The sequence below is a fragment of the Mesorhizobium muleiense genome (genome assembly GCF_900099905.1).
Lineage (GTDB): Bacteria > Pseudomonadota > Alphaproteobacteria > Rhizobiales > Rhizobiaceae > Mesorhizobium > Mesorhizobium muleiense.
Map to the genome: position 1 here is coordinate 122628 of NZ_FNEE01000016.1, position 21374 is coordinate 144001.

Consider the following 21374-nt stretch of genomic DNA (forward strand, 5'->3'; position numbering starts at 1 on the left):
TCCAAGGCTTCAATACAAAAAGGCGCGGGTCAAGGCCCGCGCTTTTTTGTTAGAGAATCACTTGCCGCCTCAGGATCGGGCAAGATCGAAGCGGTCGGCGTTCATCACCTTGGTCCAGGCAGCGACGAAATCCCTAACGAACTTCTGCCCGGCGTCCGCCGACCCGTAGACCTCGGCAAGCGCACGCAACTGCGCGTGCGAGCCGAAGATCAGATCTGCGCGGGTGCCGGTCCACTTGACCGCCTTGGTCTTGCGGTCGCGCGCTTCGTAGACTTCATCGGAGCCGGCGGCCGGATCCCAGACCGTGTCCATGCTGAGCAGGTTGACGAAGAAATCGTTGGTCAACGTGCCCGGCCTGTCGGTGAACACCCCGTGCTTCGACTTGCCGGTGTTGGCGCCGAGCACCCGCAACCCGCCGACGAGCACCGTCATCTCCGGCGCCGTCAAGGTCAGCAGCTGCGCCCGATCGACCAGCATCGCTTCGACCGACATCGGCTGCTTGCCCCGGACATAATTGCGGAAGCCATCGACTTTTGGCTCGAGCGCGGCGAAGGACTGGACATCCGTCTGTTCCTGCGAGGCGTCCATGCGGCCTGGCGTGAAAGGCACCTCCACGTCATGGCCGCCGTCCTTCGCTGCCTTCTCGACCGCGGCGACGCCGCCGAGAACGATCAGGTCGGCAAGCGAGACCTTCTTGTCGCCTGTCTGCCCGGCGTTGAACTCGCTCTGGACGCCTTCGAGCTGCGCAAGCACCTTCGACAGTTCGGTCGGCTGATTGACGTCCCAGTCCTTCTGCGGCGCCAGGCGGATGCGTGCGCCGTTGGCGCCGCCGCGCTTGTCGGAGCCGCGGAAAGTCGAGGCCGAGGCCCAGGCGGTCGAGACCAGTTCGGAAACAGACAGGCCAGAGGCCAGGATCTTCGCCTTCAGCGAGGCGATGTCCTGCTCGCTGATCAGTTCGTGATCGATGGCCGGGACAGGGTCCTGCCAGATCAGCTCTTCCTTCGGCACGAGCGGGCCGAGATAGCGGACAACCGGACCCATGTCGCGATGGGTCAGCTTGAACCAGGCGCGAGCGAAGGCATCGGCGAAGTGATCCGGATTCTCATGGAAACGCCGCGAGATCTTCTCATAGGCCGGGTCGACCCGCAGGGCGAGGTCGGTGGTCAGCATCGCCGGCGCGCGGCGCTTCGACGGATTGTGCGCGTCCGGCACGGAGCCTGCACCGGCGCCGCCCTTCGGCGTCCACTGATGGGCGCCGGCCGGGCTCTTGGTCAGTTCCCATTCGTAGTTGAACAGATTATCGAAGAAGTTGTTGCTCCACTTGGTCGGCGTCGTGGTCCAGGTCACCTCGAGGCCCGAGGTGATGGCGTCGCCGGCAATGCCGGTGGCATGCTTGCTCGACCAGCCGAGGCCCTGCGCCTCGATGCCGGCGCCTTCCGGCTCCGCCCCCACCAGCGATGCATCGCCGGCGCCGTGGGTCTTGCCGAAGGTGTGACCGCCGGCGATGAGCGCCACGGTTTCCTCGTCGTTCATGGCCATGCGTGCGAAGGTTTCACGGATGTCGCGTGCCGAGGCCAACGGATCGGGCTTGCCATTCGGCCCTTCCGGGTTGACGTAGATCAGCCCCATCTGCACGGCGCCGAGATGGCCCCGAAGTTCGCGGTCGCCGGAATAGCGCTCGTCGCCGAGCCACTTGGTTTCCGACCCCCAATCCACGTCCTGCTCGGGCTCCCAGACATCGGCGCGCCCGCCAGCGAAGCCGAACGTCTTGAAGCCCATCGATTCCAGCGCGACGTTGCCGGTGAGGATCAACAGGTCGGCCCAGGAGATCTTCCTGCCGTATTTCTGCTTGATCGGCCACAGCAGCCGGCGTGCCTTGTCGAGATTGGCGTTGTCCGGCCAGCTGTTGAGCGGCGCGAAACGCTGCTGGCCGGCGCCGGCGCCGCCACGGCCATCGCCGATGCGATAGGTGCCGGCGCTGTGCCAGGCCATGCGGATGAAGAGCGGGCCGTAATGGCCGAAATCGGCCGGCCACCAATCCTGCGAATCGGTCATCACCTGGTGCAGGTCCTTGATCACCGCATCGAGATCGAGGCTCTTGAACTCCTTGGCGTAGTCGAAGTCCTCGCCCATCGGGTCCGAGACGCTCGACTGCTGGTGGAGAACGGCAAGGTCAAGCTGGTTTGGCCACCAGTCACGGTTGGTCCTGCCGGCCGACCCATGCGCGACCGGGCATTTGCCGGCGCTGTTGTCATCGGTCTTTGCGTCCATCGTTCTCTCCGATTTGTTGATTTTTGTTGATTTTCCGGACGGGCCTTGAGCCACGCCATTCTGGAACGGTTCCAGACTAGGCCGCATTGCCGATAAAAACAAATTGCCTTTCCTGTTTGTTGCAATAGGTTTTCCTTATGATTGGTCTCACCGTCCGGCAAATGCAATATTTCGAGGCACTGGCGCAGACGCTGCATTTCGGCCGCGCCGCGAAGCTCGCCGGCGTCAGCCAGCCGGCGCTGTCGTCGCAGATCGCCGAGATGGAGCTGCGGCTCAACTGCCGGCTGTTCGAGCGCGGCGGCAAATCGGTTCGGATGACCGACGAGGCACTGGCTATGCTGCCACGTATCGAGCGCATTCTTGCCGACATCCGCGAGATCGAGACCACGGCCCGGCGCGGCCGCCCCGCCATGGAAGGACGCTTCCGGCTCGGCATCATCCCGACGGTGGCGCCCTATCTGCTGCCGCATGTGCTGCCGGAACTAAAACGGCATTTCCCGGCCTTGCAGCTCGAATTGCGTGAAGCGGTGACCGCCTCGCTGGTCGAGGACACCGCCCTGGGAAAGCTCGACGCCTTCATTGCGGCCCTTCCCCTCGATCAGCCCGGACTGATCACCGAGCCGCTTTTCTCCGACCGGTTCTTCCTTGCCGTGCCGGCCGGCGATCCCGCCTTCGCCTCGCCGCCGGTGCCGCCGGAAAGCCCGGCATTGGAAAGGCTGATGCTGCTGGAGGAAGGCCACTGCCTGCGTGAACAGGCGCTTGCCGTCTGCGGCAGCGTGCGGCCGGTGGCAATGGCGAGCTATGGCGCGACCAGCCTGACGACGCTGCTGCAGATGGTGGCGCACGGGCTCGGCGTCACGCTTATCCCGGAAATGGCGGCAGGGCCGGCCAGCGCCATGCGCGATTTGAAGATCGTGCCGTTCCAGGAACCGATGCCGCAGCGCACGATCTGCCTCGCCTGGCGGCGCAACAAGGTCCGGCATGACGAATGCGTCGAACTGGCCAAGATCATTCGCGCCCTGGACGAGGCGGTGCTGGCGGCGTGAGGGTGGGGATGTCGGCCAGAGGGTCCGACCGCCTTGGCATGCCGCGCAGCAGTCCTACATTCGTTATGTAGGCCAGAACAAGGATAAGCGTCGACTAAAAAATCGTCGAATGCGGAAACATATTGGCGCTTGTGCCAGACCGAAGCCCGATGCCGATGTCACCGGCAGCGAAACTGGTTGCGCAAGGGGCGAGTTCGCATATTCTGGTTGTGGCAGAAGCGTTTACAACATGGGAGGAGTAAATGTCCGACAAGAAAATCTCGCGTCGCGGGTTCCTGGAAAAGTCCACAGCCATCACCGCCGGTGCGGCTGCAGCGACGACGCTCTCGGCCCCGGCCGTACTGGCGCAGTCGCCGGTCACTATCAAGATGCAGACCTCCTGGCCTGCTTCGGACATCTGGATGGATTTCGCGCGGCAATACATAGAGCGCGTCGAAAAGATGTCCGGCGGCCGGCTGAAGTTCGAGCTCCTGCCCGCGGGTGCGGTCGTGGGCGCGTTCCAGGTGCTGGATGGCGTCAATGACGGCGTCATCGACGCCGCGCATACCGTCCCCGTCTACTGGTACGGCAAGCACAAGGCCGCGTCGCTTTTCGGAACTGGCCCTGTGTTTGGCGGCAGCGCCACCACCATGCTCGCCTGGTTCCACCAGGGCGGCGGCAAGGATCTCTACCGCGAGCTGACGCAGGAGATCATGGGCCTCAACGTCGTCGGCTTCTATGGCTTCCCGATGCCGGCGCAGCCGTTCGGCTGGTTTAAGAAGCCTGTCACGACCACCGCTGAACTGCAGGGATTCAAGTATCGGACGGTCGGTCTTGCCGCCGATCTCATGCAGAACCTTGGCCTCAGCGTGGCGCAGCTGCCCGGCGGTGAAATCGTGCCGGCTATGGAGCGCGGGGTTATCGACGCCTTCGAATTCAACAATCCGTCATCCGACCTTCGCTTCGGTTCGCAGGACGTCGCCAAGCACTACACCTTGTCATCCTACCATCAGGCGAGCGAGTCGTTCGAATTCCTGTTCAACAAAGACGTGTTCGACGACCTCGACGATGATTTGAAGGCCATTCTCGAATATGGCGTGGAGGCGGCCAGCACCGCGAACACCGCGCTCGCCCTCGACAACTATTCGGCCGACCTGCAGAAGCTGCAGACCGAGCACGGTGTCACCGTGCACCGCACCTCGAAGGAGATTCTCGACGCACAACTTGAGGCTTGGGACAAGATCATCCCGACGCTGGAGGCGGATGAGTTCATGAAGCGGGTGCTCGACAGCCAGCGCCAATGGGTCGAACGCGTCGTCTACTACGAGCTTATGAATTCAGCCGACCTGACACTGGCCTACGAACATCATTTCCCCGGCAAGCTGAAGCTCTAATTCGCGCCTCCGCTTTGGCAAATCCGGCGGTCTTGCGGGCCGCCGGATTGCACCTGACGGAACCCTGCACATGCTCCGCTACATTGCATTCGCCGATGAACTTTCGGCATGGTTTGGAAAGGTGTTCGCCTGGAGCGTCGTCGTCATGACGCTCGGCGTGAGCTATGAAGTTGTCGTGCGATACCTGTTCAGCGCGCCAACCGCGTGGGCATTCGACCTCAGCTACATGCTCTACGGCACCATGTTCATGATGGCCGGCGCCTACACCTTGTCGCGGGACGGGCATGTGCGGGGCGATTTCATCTACCGTCTGTGGAGGCCGCGCGTGCAAGCGGCGGTCGAACTTGTCCTCTACATCATCTTCTTCTTTCCAGGCGTCACAGCGCTGATTCTGGCCGGCTGGAAGTATGCCGCGCGCAGCTTCCGCTATCTCGAGGTAAGCTCGAACAGTCCGGCCGGGATTCCGATCTTCCAGTTCAAGGCCGTCATCGTGGCGGCAGGCATCCTGCTCTTCGTGCAGGGGATTGCCCAGGTGTTCCGCTGCGTCGTCTGTCTGCGAACCGGAACATGGCCGCGCGCGGCCGAAGACGTGGAAGAGACCGAGAAGGTGCTGATGGAAGCCAAGACGCTCGATGTTCTGCATCACGGTTCAGAAGCAGTCGACCTCCCATTCCTCCACCCCGACGATCAACCCGACCGCGACGGAGAAGACAGATGAGCGATCCTCAGGTCGCCGTCGCGATGCTGCTCATTCTGCTTCTGGCGATCTTCCTTGGCTTCCCGGTTGCGTTCACTTTGATGGCGCTCGGGGTCGCCTTTGGCTACTACGCTTATTTAAATCCGGGGCGGATGTGGCGCGCCTACGAACGGGCGGTTGAGGATGGTGCCGACGGCTGGACGCTTGCGGAGCATTGGGTCGGCGGCTTCTTCAACAACCGCATTTTCGATCTGTTCGTGAACCAGACCTATTCCGTGATCTCGAACGACGTGCTGACCGCCATCCCGCTGTTCCTGTTCATGGGCTACATCGTCGAGCGGGCCAATATCATCGAGCGTCTTTTCGGCACCCTCTATATCGCCACCCGGCACGTTCCTGGCTCCATGGCGGTCGCCGCCCTCATCACTTGCACGCTTTTCGCAACGGCCACAGGTATTGTCGGCGCGGTCGTGACACTGATGGGCCTGCTGGCGTTTCCCGCCATGCTGAAGGCGCGTTACGACGTCAGCTATGCCTCGGGAGTGATCTGCGCGGGCGGAACCCTCGGCATCCTCATTCCGCCGTCGATTCTGCTCATCGTCTATGGCGCGACGGCGGGTGTGTCGGTAGTTCGTATGTATGCGGCAGCCCTGCTTCCAGGACTGCTGCTTGCCGGCCTTTATCTGATTTATGTGGTGACGATGGCGGTGCTGCAGCCGCAGGTGGCGCCGAAGCCGACCCGAGACGAGGTAGGGCACTATTCGGTCCTGCAAATCAGCTGGATGCTGCTGACTTCTTTCGTCCCTCTGGCGGCCCTGATCCTCGCGGTGCTCGGCGCCATCCTCTTCGGCCTCGCCACGCCCTCGGAGGCTGCCGCCATCGGCGCGCTCGGCGGCGTCGTGCTGGCCGCCGCCTACCGGGCGCTGACGTGGCAACGCCTGAAGGAGTCCGTCTATTTGACGGCGCGCACGACCGCGATGGTGTGCTGGCTGTTCGTCGGCTCCGCGACCTTCGCCTCAGTCTTTGCCTATCTGGGAGGCCAGCAACTGATCAGCGATTTCGTCACCGGCCTCGACATGTCGCCGCTGATGTTTCTGATCGTCGCCCAGATCATCATCTTCATCCTGGGCTGGCCGCTGGAATGGACGGAGATTATCGTGATCTTCGTTCCGATCTTCCTGCCGCTATTGGCGCATTTCGAGATCGATCCGCTGTTTTTCGGCGTGCTCGTCGCAGTCAACCTTCAGACGGCCTTTTTGTCGCCGCCCATGGCGATGTCGGCCTACTACCTCAAGGGCATTTCGCCGCCGCATGTTCAGCTTTCGGATATTTTCCGCGGAATGATGCCCTATATGCTGATCGTTATCCTGTGCATGGTCATTATCTACGTCTTCCCGCAGATCGTGTACGGGCTGCCCAACATGATCTACGGGGGCTAAGGACGGGCGAATGGAGGACAACAGATGAATTTGAGCCGCTTCCTGGCCGTCCTGGCGTTTGTAGTCTTTCTGGCGTTTTTCGGCGTCGTAATCCGGTTCGTCCCGCATCCCGATCTAGGCGTTGCGGTCGGCATCGGCGTCCTCCTTGCGGGCTACGATCTATGGAGCCAGTTGAGGTCTCGCGCGAGGTAACAGCCGGGCTTTGGGCGGTCGCGGGAAAGCTGCAAGGCTGCAGCGTCGATGCGGGCAATGAGCCGAACCGTCCGCTCGGCCTGACAAACATCAATTCAATCAAATCCTCGTGAATTGTACCGGACGCCCGGAACCGCAGACGCGTTCCCGGCATTTGCGGAAGAACCTGCGTCCAGAACAGGGAGCAGTGTTATGGCTTACCGTGATTATATCCATACGCCGATGACGCCACGCGACATCCGATGGGGACTCCAGCAGGGGGCCGTCGCGGGCATTGTCGCAGGCATCGTCTTTGCGGCGTTCGAAATGGCGGCGAGTGCGTTCATGATGGGGGCGGAAGCGTTCTTCATGCCCCTGCGCATGATCGGCGCCATCGCGCTTGGAGCGGAAGCCCTCGATCCCGGCTACCCGCTCTTGACGGCCAGCATCGCCGGCGTGGTCGTACATTTGATCCTGGCCATCGCCTATGGGATCGTGTTCGGGGAGATTGCCGCAATGCTGCGAGGGCGAGCAGCCTTCATCGGTCTCGGCAGCATCTTTGGCCTCGCCTTGTGGCTCGTCAATTTCTATGTGATCGCGCCGATCGCATTCCCCTGGTTCCTGCAAGCAAGCCCGGTCGTGCAGTTCATTGCCCACACATTCTTCTTCGGTACCGTCCTCGGCTGGTACCTGTGGAAGTCGCACGAGAGAAGCGGGCTCGAAGGACCGGCGGTTTAGCCTTGCCAGCACCGAGCTGGCACAGTCGGATTGAAGCGGAAAGAGTGCTCACACCTCGCTTCAAGCCGTCTTCGGCGTCACCAGGCCGAGTTCGTCAACCATCGCCTCGCGCATGAGAAACTTCTGCGGCTTGCCGGTCACGGTCATCGGCAATTCGGTGCGGAAGCGGATGTGGCGCGGGATCTTGTAATGGGCGATCTGGCCGGCGCAGAAGGCCTTGATCTCCTGGTCGGTGGCGGTCTGGCCCGGCTTGAGCACGATCCAGGCACAAAGCTCCTCGCCAAATTTCGGATCGGGGATGCCGAACACCTGCACTTCCCTGACCTTGGGGTGGCGGTAGAGAAATTCCTCGACCTCGCGCGGATAGACGTTCTCGCCGCCGCGGATGACCATATCCTTGACCCGGCCGACGATGTTGCAATAACCCTCGGCGTCGATGGTGGCGAGGTCGCCGGTGTGCATCCAGCCGTCGGGATCGATCGCCTCGCGGGTTTTTTCCTCGTCGTCCCAATAGCCCTTCATCACCGAATAGCCGCGCGTGCAGAGTTCGCCCGGCGCGCCGACCGCAACGATGGCGCCATCGGCATCGATCGCCTTGACCTCGACATGCGGGTGGACGCGGCCGACGGTCGAGACGCGCTTTTCCAGCGGGTCGTCGACGCTGCTCTGGAACGACACCGGGCTGGTCTCGGTCATGCCATAGGCGATTGTCACCTCCGCCATGTGCATCAGCGACACCACCTTCTTCATCACCTCGATCGGGCACGGCGAGCCGGCCATGATGCCGGTGCGCAGGCTGGTGAGATCGAAGGTGTCGAAATCCGGATGGTCGAGCAGGCCGACGAACATGGTCGGCACGCCATAGAGGCCGGTGCAGCGCTCGCCCGCCACCGCTCTCAGCGTGGCGCCGGCATCAAACCCCTCGCCCGGGAAAACCATCGTCGCGCCCTTGGTGACGCAGCCGATCGTGCCCATCGACATGCCGAAGCAGTGATAGAGCGGCACCGGGATGCACAGCCGGTCGTCGACGGTGAGCCTGATCGCCGAGGTGACGAAATTGCCGTTGTTGACGATGTTGTTGTGGGTCAGCGTCGCGCCCTTGGGCGCGCCTGTCGTGCCTGAGGTGAACTGGATGTTGATGGCATCGCCGGGCTTCAGCCCCTCGGAGATCCGGTCGAGGCTATCATGCTCGTCGCGCCCGCCCATCGCCAGCACGTCGGTGAAATTGAGCATGCCGGGCGAATGCTCCTCGCCCATGCGGATGACGATTTTTAGCGCCGGCAATTTTTTCGCATCGAGCTCGCCCGGTGTCGCCGTCGCGATCTCCGGCGCCAGCGTCTCGATCATGCCGAGATAGTCGGAGCTCTTGAATTTGACGGCCGTGACCAGCGCTCGGCAAGCGACCTTGTTCAGCGCATAGTCGAGTTCGGCCAGCCGATAAGCCGGGTTGATGTTGACCAGGATCAGGCCGATGCGGGCGGTGGCGAATTGCGTCACCAGCCACTCCCAGCGGTTCGGCGACCAGATGCCGACGCGGTCGCCTTTTGCCAGGCCGAGAGCCAGGAAGCCTGCGGCCAGCGCGTCCACCGTGTCTGAAAGTTCGCTCCAGGTGAAGCGCTTGTCCTGGTCGACGAAGACGGCGGCATCGAGCGTGCCGTATTTGCCGACGGTGTCCGAAAGCAGCGCCGGGATCGTTTGCTGCAGCAGCGGCACGGTGCGCTCGCCCGACACATGCGCCCTGCCGTCGACCGGCGCGACAAACGTGGCCCCATTGCTCGGGCGGCGGCCGCGCAGGTTGGTGGCATTCTTCAACTCGTCGAGATTGATCGGCATCGCCGTCTCCTCCGCAGGCGACCCGAGTCTATCAGCCTGCCGGGGTGGTGGAAATCCCGTTGATGGTTTTGGAGCGCAATCCCCTCCCCCTTGAGGCAGGGTGCCTCGCGAAGCGAGGCGGGTCGTCTCGCGTCGAGCACTGCCGCAACGACCCCACCCGTCCATCCGCCTTCGGCGGCTGTCCACCCTCCCCTCAAGGGGGAGGGAAGGCACCCATCTTCGCCGCGATGTCGCGCAGAACAACCTCGTCGGCCGTCGCGCGCGGCTTCCGCGATGCAACCAGGCAGGCCTGCGAGCGCAGGATGACGCCGTCCGCCAAAACCTTCAGGTGATTGGCGCGCAGCGTCGAGCCTGACGTGGTGATGTCGACGACAACATCGGCCAATCCCGCCGCTGGCGCGCCTTCGGTGGCGCCGAGGCTCTCGACGATGCGATAGACTTGGATGCCGTGCTTTTGCGAAAAGAACTGCTGCGTCAGCCGCCAATATTTTGTGGCGATCCTGAGCCGCCGGCCGTGGCGTTGGCGGAAATCGGCGGCGACATCGTCGAGGTCGGCCATCGTATCGACGTCGAGCCAGATCTCGGGCACCGCCACCACGACATCGGCATTGCCGAAACCGAGGCGGGCGACGATCTCCGCGCGTGCCTCCCAGCCGGCGAGGCTTTCGCGCAACAGATCCTCGCCTGTGATGCCGAGGTCGACCGAGCCCTGGCCGATTTCGCCTGCGATTTCTGACGCCGACAGGAACGCCACCTCGACCGCTTCCACGCCTTCGATGCGGGCGCGGTATTTGCGCTCGTCGCCGGGCAGGCTGACGGCAAGCCCGGCCTTGGCCAGCACCTCCAGCGCCTGCTGCTTGAGCCGGCCCTTCGATGGAATCGCCAGGGTGATCATTGCGCCTTCTCCCGCAACGCTTCGATGCGGTCGAGCCAGACGGAAAAGCCGACGCCGGGGATCGGCGTTTTCGCGCCGAGCAACGTTAGCAGCCGGTCATAGCGGCCGCCACCGGCCAGCGGCCGGTCACCGTTTTCCGCCGCGATCTCGAAGACCAGGCCCGTGTAGTAATCGAGCGGACGGCCAAAGGCGGCGTCGTAGCGGATTTTTGCCGTGGACAGGCCAAGCGCTTCGATCGCCTTGGCGCGAGCTGAAAAATCTTCCAGTGCCGCGCCCAGCGAAACGCCGGCCCCGGTCGCAAAGGTTTCGAGCGCTTTTGCCGCGCCGTCGAGCGCCACATCGACTGCCAGAAAATCCTTAAGCGCCGAAAATGCCTCGTTCGACAGCCTGACGCTGCGCAGCTCGGCTTTTTCGATCAAGCGCCGCGCAATCTCGGTCGGCGACCGTCCGGCCGACGCCGACAGACCCGCCTGCTCCATGCCGCCGGCGATGTGCGAGGAAAGCGCTTCCAGATTGCCATCGAGGACAAGGGCTGCGACCGCGCCGGCGAGCTGGCCGTTGCGCGGCGGGTTGGCGAGGTCGGCAAGCGCTGCCTCCAGCATCGCCGCCGAACCGAAGGCGCGGGCCAGCCGCATGCGCCAGCCGCGCGGCAGGCCGAGTGCGGCGAGCACCGCCTCGAAAACAGTCTGGTCGCCGAGCGTGATCGTCAGTTCCTGGCCCGGCAGCACCAGCGAAAGCAGCGCATGCGCATCGGCCAGCGATCGGGCATCGGCCTGTGCGATGTCGACGTCGCCGAGATCCTCGATGCCGGCCTGGAAAAACTCGTTTCCGCCCTCGCGGCGCTGGCGAAACACCTCGCCGAGATAGGAATAGCGGCGCGGCGTGCCGGCTTGACTGGCAATGTGGTCGAGGCAGACCGGGATGGTGAACTCCGGCCGCAGGCAAAGCGTCTGTCCGGTCTCGCTTTCGGTGAGGAAAATACGCCGGCGCAAATCCTCGCCGGCCATGTCGAGGAACGGGTCGGCCGGCTGCAGCACCGCGACTTCCACCGCATGCGTGTTGCGCGCGGCGAAGAGTTTTGTGATGTCTGACGCGATGGCGGGGTAGCGGGAGGTCATGCAGCACCACCTTGCCTTCTCCCCTTGTGGGAGAAGGTGGATTGGCGCGCAGCGCCAAGACGGATGAGGGGTGCTGGAAGAAATGAGGCGACGGCGCTCCCTGGAACACCCCTCATCCGACCGAGCTTCGCTCGGCCACCTTCTCCCACAAGGGGAGAAGGGAGCGGCGCTCTACTTGCCACGCGCCCGCTCCTCCGCCTGCGCCGCCAAGATCTTCTTCACCTCGCCAACCAGATCGCTTTCCGCCACGGTCACCTGAGCTGGCCGCGCCGCGCGCCATTCAGCGTTGTCCACAATCTCCGCCGACATCCGGGCGCCCTCGATCAAATCCTTGATCTGCACCTCGCCTTTCGCCCGCTCGTCGCCGCCCTGGATGATGGCGACCGGGCTGCCGCGGCGGTCGGCATATTTGAGCTGCGCCTTCATGCCGGCGCCGCCGAGATACATTTCCGAGCGGATGCCGGCGGCGCGCAGCTCGGCCACCAGTTTCTGGTAGCGGCCGAGACTGTCCGTGTCCTTGTCCATGGTGAGCACGACGACCGGCGCGATCACGTCCGATGTATCGAGCTTGCCGAGGTTCTTCAGCGCCGTCATCAGCCTGGAGACGCCGATGGAAAAGCCGGTAGCCGGCACCGGCTCGCCGCGAAAGCGCGAGACGAGGCCATCATAGCGCCCGCCACCGCCGACCGAGCCGAAGCGGACGATTTTTCCCTCTTCGTTGGGAATTTCGGCCAGCAATTCGGCTTCGTAGACCGGGCCGGTGTAATATTCGAGGCCGCGGACGACGGAGGGGTCTATGCGAATGCGGTCCGGACCATAGCCGGCAGCCAGGACAAGCGCTTCAATCTCTTTGAGTTCAGCAAATCCCGCTTCGGCGGTGGGGTTGGCCTCAAGTACCCTGTTCCATTTTCCTACATCGTTTTTAAGCCCAGCCTCGACGTGTTGGTTGTGAAGAACGACGGCGACAATGAACGCTGCTTGAACTTCGTCTAGCCCAGCCCCCTTTGTAAAATCCCCCTCGCCCTCTTTACCGCCGTCCCAGCGACCTTTGCCCAGCAAAAGCTTGACGCCTTCCGGTCCAAACTTGTCCAGCTTGTCGATCGCGCGCAGCACCTGCAACCGGCGCCCAGCATTCTCGTCGCCGCCAAGGCCGATCGCCTCCAGCACGCCGTCGAGCACCTTGCGATTGTTGACCCTAATGATGTAGTCGCCGCGCTTGATGCCGAGCGCTTCCATCACGTCGGCCATCATCATCGCCATTTCGGCGTCGGCCGCGACACCTGGCGTGCCGACCGTGTCGGCGTCGAACTGCATGAACTGGCGGAAGCGGCCAGGGCCGGGCTTTTCGTTGCGGAACACCCAGCCGGAGCGGTAGCTGCGATAGGGTTTTGGCAGGCGCTCAAAGTTTTCAGCGACAAAACGCGCCATGGGTGCGGTCAGGTCGTAGCGCAGCGACAGCCACTGGTCGTCATCGTCCTGGAAGGAGAACACGCCTTCGTTCGGCCGGTCCTGGTCGGGCAGGAACTTGCCCAGCGCATCGGTGTATTCGATCAGCGGCTGGTCGACCGGCTCGAAGCCGTACAGCTCATAGACCGAGCGGATCGTCGCCATCATCTTCTCGACGGCACGGATATCCTCGGCGCCGCGGTCGACAAGCCCGCGCGGCAGCCGCGCTTTCATTTTTTCCGATTTGTCGGCCATGGCATGGGTCTTTTTGCTAGGTAAAAGCTGACTTGTTTCGAGTGGGCGTGTCCTAGCCGATGGGACTTGGCGCGGCAAGGGTTTGCTCCCTGCCTTCTCCCCGTGCGGGAGAAGGCAGGAAGCTGAAACAATTCCGCCATAAGCGCGGCATCGTGCCGACACAATCGCAGCCGATAAAGCGCGCCGAAACAAGGGGTTCGGGCCATGACCTTGGCGCGGAAATTCGACATCATCAACAGCCGCACCCGCGAGCTGCCCGCCCAGCTGAGGCCGGCCGATCATCATGCACCGGGACCTGCAGCCCAAATGGCGGGACCGTTCGAGATTGCCGCAGACAAGCGTACGGGGCCGACCATGCGCGATGCGCTGCTGACCAGCCTGCTGGTGATCTATCCGGCGTTTGCCACGATAGCGGCTATCGTTGCCGGGCTCTTTCTGGCGGGCGCCGGCGCTTGAGTTGTTGAGCGCCCCTTGCCTTCTCCCCTTGTGGGAGAAGGCAAGAACGACGCTACTTCGGCCTTTTGAACGCCTTGCGCTCCGCCTCGACCTGCTCGCGGCAGACGCAGCCCTCGAGGTGGTCGTTGACCAGCCCCATGGCCTGCATGAAGGCGTAGACGGTGGTCGGGCCGACAAAGCTCCAGCCGCGTTTCTTCAGCTCCTTCGAAATCCGCACCGAGACTGCCGTGGTCGGATTGGCGCGCAGATGGGCGAGATCGACGATTTCGGGCCGTTCGTCCGGGGCGGGTTCGAACTTCCAGAACCAGGCCGCCAGCGAGCCGGCCTCGTCGGCCAATTCACGCGCGCGCCTGGCGTTGTTGATGGTCGAGACGATCTTGCCGCGGTGGCGAATGATGCCGGCATTGCCGAGCAGGCGCTCGACATCCTGTTCGGTGAAGGCGGCGATCCCGTCGATATCGAAGCCGGCGAACGCCTCGCGAAAATTCTCGCGCTTGCGCAATATGGTCAGCCAGGACAGGCCCGACTGAAAGCCTTCGAGGCAGATCTTTTCGAACAGCCTGCGGTCGTCGTCGACCGGCCGGCCCCATTCGTGATCGTGGTAGTGCAAATAGTCCGGCAGATTGCCGTGCCAGAAGCAGCGCGCGATACCATCGGGTCCAGCGAGCAGGCCTGTCTTCTCATCCATGGCGGAATTCCATTGGTTAATGCGCCTCAGCGCTGCCTTTACCGCGGCTTTACCAGATTCCTGAACCGGCCGGTAACCACACCAAAAACTTTACTGACAATGCAGCATTTTACGGATTTCGATTCACGTTTCGGTTGCTGCTCCGCGCCCAATGTTCGCGACATCGGGGACGCTTTTCTCGCCCCGGCGTGTTCGACGATCAGGGTGCGTTCCGATGAAGATATTTTTGTTCCCGCTGCTCGGCGCCGCTGCCGTACTGGCCGCCGCTACGCCCTCCAGCGCCAATGACCGCTATGCCGACAGGCCGCCGGTGATGGTGAGCCCCGACCTTTCCGCGCCCTGGGTGCTGCAGCTTGGGCGCGCGCCGGGCATCGTGCGCCAGAACCGGCAAGAGATGCAAAAGCCGCAGCGCCGTTCTCAACGGCAGGCGCAACCGGCTCAGCTGCACACGGCGGCGATGCAGGCGCCGTCCAAGAAGCGCATTATCGCGCGCCCGCAGATCAACCCGATCTACCTGCCGCAGGAAGTCGCCTATGACGGCCCGGAGAAGCCGGGCACGATCGTCATCGATACGCGGGAGAATTTCCTCTATCTGGTCGAGAACAACGGTAAGGCGCGGCGCTATGGCGTCGGCACCGGCAAGCCGGGCTTCGAATGGGCCGGCAAGCACAAGATCTCGCAGAAGAAGGTCTGGCCCGAATGGCGGCCGCCGGCGGTGATGATTTCGCGTGAGGCCGCCAAAGGCCGTTATCTGCCGACCTATGTCGCCGGCGGCGTCGAGAACCCGCTCGGCGCGCGCGCGCTCTATCTCGGCTCGACGCTCTACCGCATCCATGGCACCAACCAGCCCTGGACAATCGGCGGCGCCGTATCGTCGGGCTGCATTCGCATGCGCAACGAGGACGTCGTCGACCTCTATGAGCGGGTCGATGTTGGCACGACGGTTGTGGTGATGTAATCTGCGGTTGATTTTGTTGCCGACTCTGTCCAGAAGTCTCGGGATCCATCGGAATACGGGGGACGGGCCGTGTGGGGATACGGTCAGTCACGAAAGGGCAGCGCGGCAAACCGCGCTGCCCTTTCTGTTTGCGGGACGCCATAGGATAGTTTGGCAGGATCGGGTGGTACGTCGCGCCCGCGGCATGGCGGTTCGCATTCTCGCTGCCATTCTCCTCGGTATTTTGCTATGTCGGCTGCAACGCTTCCAGACAAAGGCTTAAGCTCAATGTCCCTGTCCGACGACAGCCGTTATCTCCGGGGCGGTCCGGTCGCCCAACGCATCATCGCCTCGGTGCGCGAGGATGCAGCGATCGCCACCGCCGAAGGCTTTCCGGCCAAACTGATATCGATCACCGTCGGCGACACGGCTGCAGTCGATGTCTATGTGCGCAACCAGCGCGCCAAGGCGGCACTGGCCGGTATCGGCTTCGAGGAAAGACGATTTCCCGCCGACATCACCGCCGGCGAACTCGAAGCAGCGATCCACGGCCTGAACGCCGATCCGCGCGTCACCGGCATCATCATCCAGCGGCCGGTGCCGGTGCATATCCCGATCAAGACGCTGCAAGCGGCGGTGCATCCGCTCAAGGATGTCGAGGGCATGCATCCGGCCTCGATCGGCAACATCGTCTACAACCAGCTCGACCTCGCACCCTGCACGGCCGCCGCTTCGGTCGAATTGCTCAGGGAAACCGGTCTCGATCTCAAGGGGCTCGAGGTCGTCATCGTCGGTCACTCCGAGATCGTCGGCAAGCCGATCGCCTTCCTGCTGATGAGCGAGGGCGCGACGGTGACGGTGTGCCACCACATGACGCGCTCGGTGGCCGCGCATGCGCGGCGTGCCGATGCGCTGTTCGTCGCCGTCGGCAAGCCGCGGCTGATCAAGGCCGACATGGTCAAGCCCGGTGCGGCCGTCATCGACATCGGCATCAATGCCGAGATCGGACCGGACGGGGAGAGCCGCATCGTCGGCGACGTCGACGCCGAGAGCGTCAAGCATGTGGCGTCCTGGATCACGCCGGTGCCGGGCGGCGTCGGCCCGATCACCGTGGCGATTCTTTTGCGCAACACGATGGTGGCGCTCAGCCGCCAGCGGGCGCGCTACCAGGCGACCTATGGCGTGGTGGACAAGCTCGCGGCGGAATAAGCCGGCAGCGCCGATGGGTCACTCCGCTGCCACAACTGCCCTGCCGTCCGGAACGCCCTCCGGCTGCGGCCCGCCATAAGCCCAGTCGAGCAGCTTTATCGTATGCACCACCGGCAGCTTCGCGGCAGACGCAATCTGGGTGATGCAGCCGATGTTGCCGGTGGCGACGATTTCAGCACCGGTCGCCTCGATATTCCTGACCTTGCGGTCACGCAGTTGAGCCGAAATTTCGGATTGCAAAATGTTGTAGGTGCCGGCCGAGCCGCAGCACAGATGCCCCTCGCGCGGCTCGCGCACGACGAAGCCGGCTTTGGCCAGAAGCTCCTTCGGCTGGCGGGTTATTTTCTGGCCGTGCTGCATCGAGCAGGCGGAGTGATAGGCGACGATGGTGCCGGGCTTGCGCACCGGCTCGGGCAGATCGATGCTTGCCAAATATTCGGTGATGTCCCTGGCCAGCGCCGACACCCGCGCCGCCTTGTCGGCATAGGCGGGATCGAGGCGCAGCATGAAACCATAATCCTTGATGGTGGTGCCGCAGCCCGACGCAGTGATGACGATGGCATCCAGCCCGCCTTGCTCGATGGCGCGCGTCCAGGCGTCGACATTGCGCCTGGCCGAGGCAAGGGCTGCCGCCTCGCGGCCCATGTGATGCACCAGCGCGCCGCAGCAGCCCTCGCCCTCGGGAACCACGACCTCGACGCCGAGCCGCGTCAGCAGCGCGATCGTCGTGTCGTTGATGGCGGGATCGAGCACGGATTGCGCGCAGCCGGTAAGGATGGCGACGCGGCCATTTTTGCTCGTGCCCTGCCCGGCATGAATGCCCGGCGAAGCCATTGGCGAGGCCGCAGGAACCGACGCCGGGGCGAGCTTGAGCATCGCACCCAGCGGCTTCAGCGCCGGGAGCTTTTCCAGCAGTCCGGCGAATGGCTGGCCGAGCTTTGCCAGCTTGAGCGCAGCGCGAAACCGCGAGGGATAAGGCAGCACCAAGGCCAGCATGGCGCGCGTCAGCCGATCGGGCAGCGGCCGCTTGTAGGTTTCCTCGATATGGACGCGGGCGTGGTCGACCAGATGCATGTAGTTGACGCCCGACGGGCAGGTTGTCATGCAGGCGAGGCAGGACAGGCAACGGTCGATATGGGTGACGATCTGCTTGTCGGCCGGTCGGCCGTTCTCCAGCATGTCTTTGATCAGGTAGATCCGCCCGCGCGGCGAATCCAGTTCGTTGCCAAGCGTCACATAGGTCGGGCAGGTGGCCGTGCAGAAGCCGCAATGCACGCATTTGCGCAGGATCTTTTCCGATTCCGCGACATGCGGATCGGCAAGCTGGGCAGCTGAGAAATTGGTCTGCATCTCGTACCTCCTAAGCCATGCGGCCGGGGTTGAGGATCGCCTTCGGATCGAATTCGGCTTTGAGCCGCGCCGACAATGCTGCCAGGTGCGGCGCCTGTGGCTCGAATACCGGCACAGCGGCGCGATGCGAAGGGGCGGCGCGCACCAGCGTCGCATGGCCGCCGCCATACTGTCTCACCAGTCCGCGCAGAAGATCGGCTTCGGGATCGCCATGCTCCATGCGCAGCCAGATCAGTCCGCCCTGCCAGTCATAAAAGGCATCGACCGCCGCCTGCATGCGCAGCGCCAGCACCATCTGGTGGCCTTGCGCCGGCGCCATCGACACGCGCCACACTGGCTTTTCCAGGCCGTCGGCAAACGGCGCGCAATCGCGGATATCGCGCCAGAGGGAATGCGAGATCTCGCCCGAAATTTCCTCGAGCGGCCCGGCATTTCCGAGCAGGTCTTTCAGCGCAGCAATGCGGTAGGCGACCGACGGCCCAAACCCCTCGACGCGCAGCAATGTAGCGGCGGTGCTGCCGAGACTGCCGCCGGCGACCCGTGCGGCAACGCGTTCGGGAAGATGGGCAGCACTCGACACTTCGGCGCTGGAGCCGAGCGCCAGCGCCATCGCGGCAACGGCATGATCGTCGAGCAGGCCGCGCACAGCCAGCGTGACTTCGGTCTCGGCAGCGGGCAGCACCTTGAAGGTGACGTCGGTAAGAACGGCAAGCGTGCCCCAGCTGTTGGCCATGAGCTTGGACAGGTCATAGCCGGTGACGTTCTTGACCACGCGGCCGCCCGATTTGAACGCCTCGCCACGCCCGGAAACCGCTGCAATGCCAAGAATATGGTCGCGCGCCGCCCCCGCCTTCAGCCGGCGCGGACCGCAAAGGTTCGCGGCCAGCACGCCGCCGATCGTGCCTTTTCCCTTTTCGTCGCCGAGCAGCGGGCCATAGTCCAATGGCTCGAAGGCGAGCTGCTGGCCGTTTTCGGCGAGCAGTGTTTCGATCTCGGCGAGCGGCGTGCCTGATTTCGCCGACAGCACCAGTTCGGCCGGCTCGTAGAGCGTCACGCCTGACAGTTTCGACAGGTCGAGCGTGTGCTCGGTCTGCAGCGGACGGCCGATGCCACGCTTGGAGCCATGGCCGAGGATTTCGAGCGGCGTTTCTTCCGCCGCCGCCCAGGCGACGGTGGCGAGAGTTTCGGCGGTGGTGGCGGCGGTGAAGGTGGTCATCGCTGCAGAACCACCTCGAAGGAAGATAGGTCGAGTTCTGTCGCGCCCCCCTCTGTCCTGCCCTCTTTGCCAAAACTTGGCATCTCCCCCACAAGGGGGGAGATTGGCAGCTTCGCGGACGGCACTCTTCCTGCAACGTTGGCGATTGGCGAAACCGAAAATGACGGCCAATCTCCCCCCTTGTGGGGGAGATGTCCGGCAGGACAGAGGGGGGCGCGAAGGATCGCGGCGTTAGTGAGGCAAGCCCCCATCACTTCAAAACCTCGGAATATCCGGAAACGCCGTCTGGCCGCGATGCACGTGCATGCGTCCGAGCTCGGCGCAGCGGCGAAGCTGCGGAAACACCTTGCCCGGGTTGAGCAGATGGTTGGGGTCGAATGCGCATTTGACCCGCATCTGCTGGTCGAGGTCGATCTGGTTGAACATTTCCGGCATCAGGTCGCGCTTCTCGACGCCGACGCCGTGCTCGCCGGTCAGCACGCCGCCGACCTTGACGCAAAGCCGCAGGATGTCGGCGCCGAAACTTTCCGCCTTGTCGAGTTCGCCCGGCACGTTGGCGTCATAGAGGATCAGCGGATGCAGATTGCCGTCGCCGGCATGGAATACATTGGCGACGCCGAGCCCGTATTTTTCGGAGAGTTCCCGCATGCCGTGCAGGACGCGCGGCAGTTCCTTGCGCGGGATGGTGCCGTCCATGCAGTAATAGTCCGGCGAGATGCGGCCGACCGCCGGAAAGGCCGCCTTGCGGCCGGCCCAGAAACTCAGCCGCTCCTGCTCCGATTGCGAGATGCGGCATGTGGTCGAGCCGTTCCTATAGGCGATTGCCTCAACCAGGCCGATCAGATGATCGACCTCGACGCCCGGCCCGTCGAGTTCGACGATCAGCAGCGCCTCGACATCCAGGGGATAGCCGGCATGGACGAAATCCTCGGCAGCATGGATCGCCGGGCGGTCCATCATCTCCATGCCGCCCGGGATGATGCCGGCGCCGATGATGTCGGCGACGCATTGGCCGCCCTGCTCGCTGGTCGGGAAGCCGATCAGCAGCGCGCGCGCCGTCTCCGGCTTCTTCAGGATGCGCACGGTGACCTCGGTGACGACGCCGAGCAGCCCTTCGGAACCGGTCATCACCCCGAGCAGGTCGTAGCCTTCCGCGTCGAGATGCTTGCCACCGAGCCGCACCACCTCGCCGTTCATCAGCACCATCTCGATCCCGAGCACATTGTTGGCGGTGAGGCCGTATTTGAGGCAATGCACGCCGCCGGAATTCTCCGCGACATTGCCGCCAATCGAGCAGGCGATCTGGGAGGATGGATCGGGGGCGTAATAAAAGCCCTCCTGCTCGACGGCGGTGGTGATGCCGAGATTGGTGACGCCCGGCTGGGCGACGACGATGCGGTTGGGAAAATCGATCTCGAGAATGCGGTTGAACCTGCTCATCACCAACAGCACGGCGTCTTCCAGCGGCAGCGCGCCGCCGGACAGCGAGGTGCCGGAACCGCGCGGCACGACGCGGATGTTGCGGTCGTTGCAATATTTCAGCACGCGCGAGACCTGCGCCACCGTTTCTGGCAGCACCACGACCAGCGGCAACTGCCGATAGGCGGTGAGGCCGTCGCTCTCGAAGGCGCGCATCGAATTGGCCGCGTCGACGACGCCCTCGCCGGGCACGATGATGCGCATATCGGCGACGATCTCGTCGCGCCGGCGCATCGTGGCGTCGTCTGGCTTCGGCATCAGCAGGCCGGACATCGACAGTTCCTTTGATCGACTGGTAAAAATCTTTTACCAGCGGCAGGCGCTTGTTGCAAATCCTGCTTTGGCCGAAATCGGAAGCCGATACCGGGACGATCTTGCGCGGGTCGGCGAGAGGGAAGCGCTGACTTTCTCCCCCCTCGAGGGCATATGCGCTAAGATAGCTTTGGCATGGCCTGAAATTTGCGCTTTCGTGGTGGCTCACGCCATCGATGTCGCAAGGCACGGAGGTTTTGGCGCAGGATTGCCAAGGGGGGTTGAGTAAAGATGGCCGCGATCAGGGAGGCGACGATCTGGCGGCTGGCGCGCCACAGGAGCGGGCGCCCGTCGCTCAAGGGGGAGAGACACCAAACTCCTGCGAGAGGGGTTCGGTCACAAGCGCGATGAGGAAGTGGGCAAGAATCCAAGGCTTTGCGATCCTTGGGTCTTTGGCGGGGGGAGCGCGCAGTCCGATCAGGCTCTTGAGACGTTTGAAGGCGAG

The 21374-nt window shown here is 63.6% G+C and carries 17 protein-coding genes; 8 read left to right on the plus strand and 9 right to left on the minus strand.

All coding sequences use genetic code 11. The features are described 5' to 3' along the window. Positions 1 to 69 precede the first annotated feature (69 nt). Entirely contained in the window at positions 70 to 2271 is a 2202-nt protein-coding gene (gene katG, locus BLT09_RS23840) for a catalase/peroxidase HPI (protein WP_091597459.1), read from the minus strand. A gap of 137 nt (positions 2272 to 2408) precedes the next feature. On the opposite strand from katG, the gene BLT09_RS23845 reads away from it, so the two are divergent. From BLT09_RS23845 to BLT09_RS23865, 5 genes are all read left to right on the plus strand, one after another. Then, positions 2409 to 3317: a hydrogen peroxide-inducible genes activator gene (locus BLT09_RS23845; protein ID WP_091597462.1), complete on the plus strand. Its 909-nt coding sequence runs from the start codon at positions 2409 to 2411 to the stop codon at positions 3315 to 3317. A gap of 242 nt (positions 3318 to 3559) precedes the next feature. Further along, entirely contained in the window at positions 3560 to 4690 is a 1131-nt protein-coding gene (locus tag BLT09_RS23850; protein ID WP_091597465.1) for a TRAP transporter substrate-binding protein, read from the plus strand. Between the two features lie 70 nt (positions 4691 to 4760). Then, positions 4761 to 5408, plus strand: a complete 648-nt coding sequence (locus tag BLT09_RS23855) for a TRAP transporter small permease subunit (protein ID WP_091597467.1) — start codon at positions 4761 to 4763, stop codon at positions 5406 to 5408. Next, positions 5405 to 6826 (plus strand): TRAP transporter large permease, encoded by a 1422-nt coding sequence (locus tag BLT09_RS23860; protein WP_091597469.1) that lies wholly within the window; start codon positions 5405 to 5407, stop codon positions 6824 to 6826. Before BLT09_RS23855 ends, BLT09_RS23860 begins: the two co-directional genes overlap by 4 nt. Before the next feature lie 384 nt (positions 6827 to 7210). Beyond that, a complete protein-coding gene (locus tag BLT09_RS23865) occupies positions 7211 to 7735 on the plus strand; it encodes a hypothetical protein (protein WP_091597472.1) in 525 nt (174 codons plus the stop codon). Between the two features lie 60 nt (positions 7736 to 7795). Here the strand turns inward: BLT09_RS23865 and BLT09_RS23870 are convergent, their stop codons facing one another. The 4 genes from BLT09_RS23870 to hisS form a co-directional block, all read right to left on the minus strand. Continuing rightward, positions 7796 to 9568, minus strand: a complete 1773-nt coding sequence (locus BLT09_RS23870; RefSeq protein ID WP_091597474.1) for an AMP-binding protein — start codon at positions 9566 to 9568, stop codon at positions 7796 to 7798. A gap of 193 nt (positions 9569 to 9761) precedes the next feature. Then, the gene (gene hisG / locus BLT09_RS23875; protein ID WP_091597477.1) at positions 9762 to 10463 is read right to left on the minus strand and encodes an ATP phosphoribosyltransferase; all 702 of its coding nucleotides are present in this window, start codon (positions 10461 to 10463) and stop codon (positions 9762 to 9764) included. Continuing rightward, on the minus strand, positions 10460 to 11581 hold the full coding sequence (locus BLT09_RS23880) for an ATP phosphoribosyltransferase regulatory subunit (protein ID WP_091597479.1): 1122 nt from the start codon (positions 11579 to 11581) through the stop codon (positions 10460 to 10462). The genes hisG and BLT09_RS23880 overlap by 4 nt, the downstream gene beginning before the upstream one ends. Positions 11582 to 11752: 171 nt before the next feature. Further along, positions 11753 to 13282: a histidine--tRNA ligase gene (gene hisS / locus BLT09_RS23885; RefSeq protein WP_091597482.1), complete on the minus strand. Its 1530-nt coding sequence runs from the start codon at positions 13280 to 13282 to the stop codon at positions 11753 to 11755. 204 nt (positions 13283 to 13486) lie between these two features. On the opposite strand from hisS, the gene BLT09_RS23890 reads away from it, so the two are divergent. After that, positions 13487 to 13738 (plus strand): hypothetical protein, encoded by a 252-nt coding sequence (locus BLT09_RS23890; protein ID WP_091597484.1) that lies wholly within the window; start codon positions 13487 to 13489, stop codon positions 13736 to 13738. A 52-nt stretch (positions 13739 to 13790) separates the two neighbouring features. Here BLT09_RS23890 and BLT09_RS23895 read toward each other — a convergent pair whose 3' ends face one another. Beyond that, entirely contained in the window at positions 13791 to 14426 is a 636-nt protein-coding gene (locus BLT09_RS23895) for a DNA-3-methyladenine glycosylase I (protein WP_091597487.1), read from the minus strand. A gap of 214 nt (positions 14427 to 14640) precedes the next feature. On the opposite strand from BLT09_RS23895, the gene BLT09_RS23900 reads away from it, so the two are divergent. After that, positions 14641 to 15384: a L,D-transpeptidase gene (locus BLT09_RS23900; protein WP_091597489.1), complete on the plus strand. Its 744-nt coding sequence runs from the start codon at positions 14641 to 14643 to the stop codon at positions 15382 to 15384. Positions 15385 to 15651: 267 nt separating this feature from the next. After that, positions 15652 to 16572, plus strand: a complete 921-nt coding sequence (locus BLT09_RS23905; RefSeq protein ID WP_091597493.1) for a bifunctional 5,10-methylenetetrahydrofolate dehydrogenase/5,10-methenyltetrahydrofolate cyclohydrolase — start codon at positions 15652 to 15654, stop codon at positions 16570 to 16572. 18 nt (positions 16573 to 16590) lie between these two features. On the opposite strand, the gene glcF is transcribed toward BLT09_RS23905, so the two are convergent. The 3 genes from glcF to BLT09_RS23925 all read right to left on the minus strand — a co-directional run bounded on the left by glcF (position 16591) and on the right by BLT09_RS23925 (position 20890). Further along, the gene (glcF, locus tag BLT09_RS23910) at positions 16591 to 17922 is read right to left on the minus strand and encodes a glycolate oxidase subunit GlcF (RefSeq protein ID WP_091597496.1); all 1332 of its coding nucleotides are present in this window, start codon (positions 17920 to 17922) and stop codon (positions 16591 to 16593) included. 10 nt (positions 17923 to 17932) lie between these two features. Then, positions 17933 to 19138 (minus strand): FAD-binding protein, encoded by a 1206-nt coding sequence (locus BLT09_RS23915; protein ID WP_091597498.1) that lies wholly within the window; start codon positions 19136 to 19138, stop codon positions 17933 to 17935. Positions 19139 to 19393: 255 nt separating this feature from the next. Beyond that, positions 19394 to 20890, minus strand: coding sequence for an FAD-linked oxidase C-terminal domain-containing protein (locus tag BLT09_RS23925; protein ID WP_091597500.1), 1497 nt, complete (start codon positions 20888 to 20890; stop codon positions 19394 to 19396). Between the last annotated feature and the right edge of the window lie 484 nt (positions 20891 to 21374).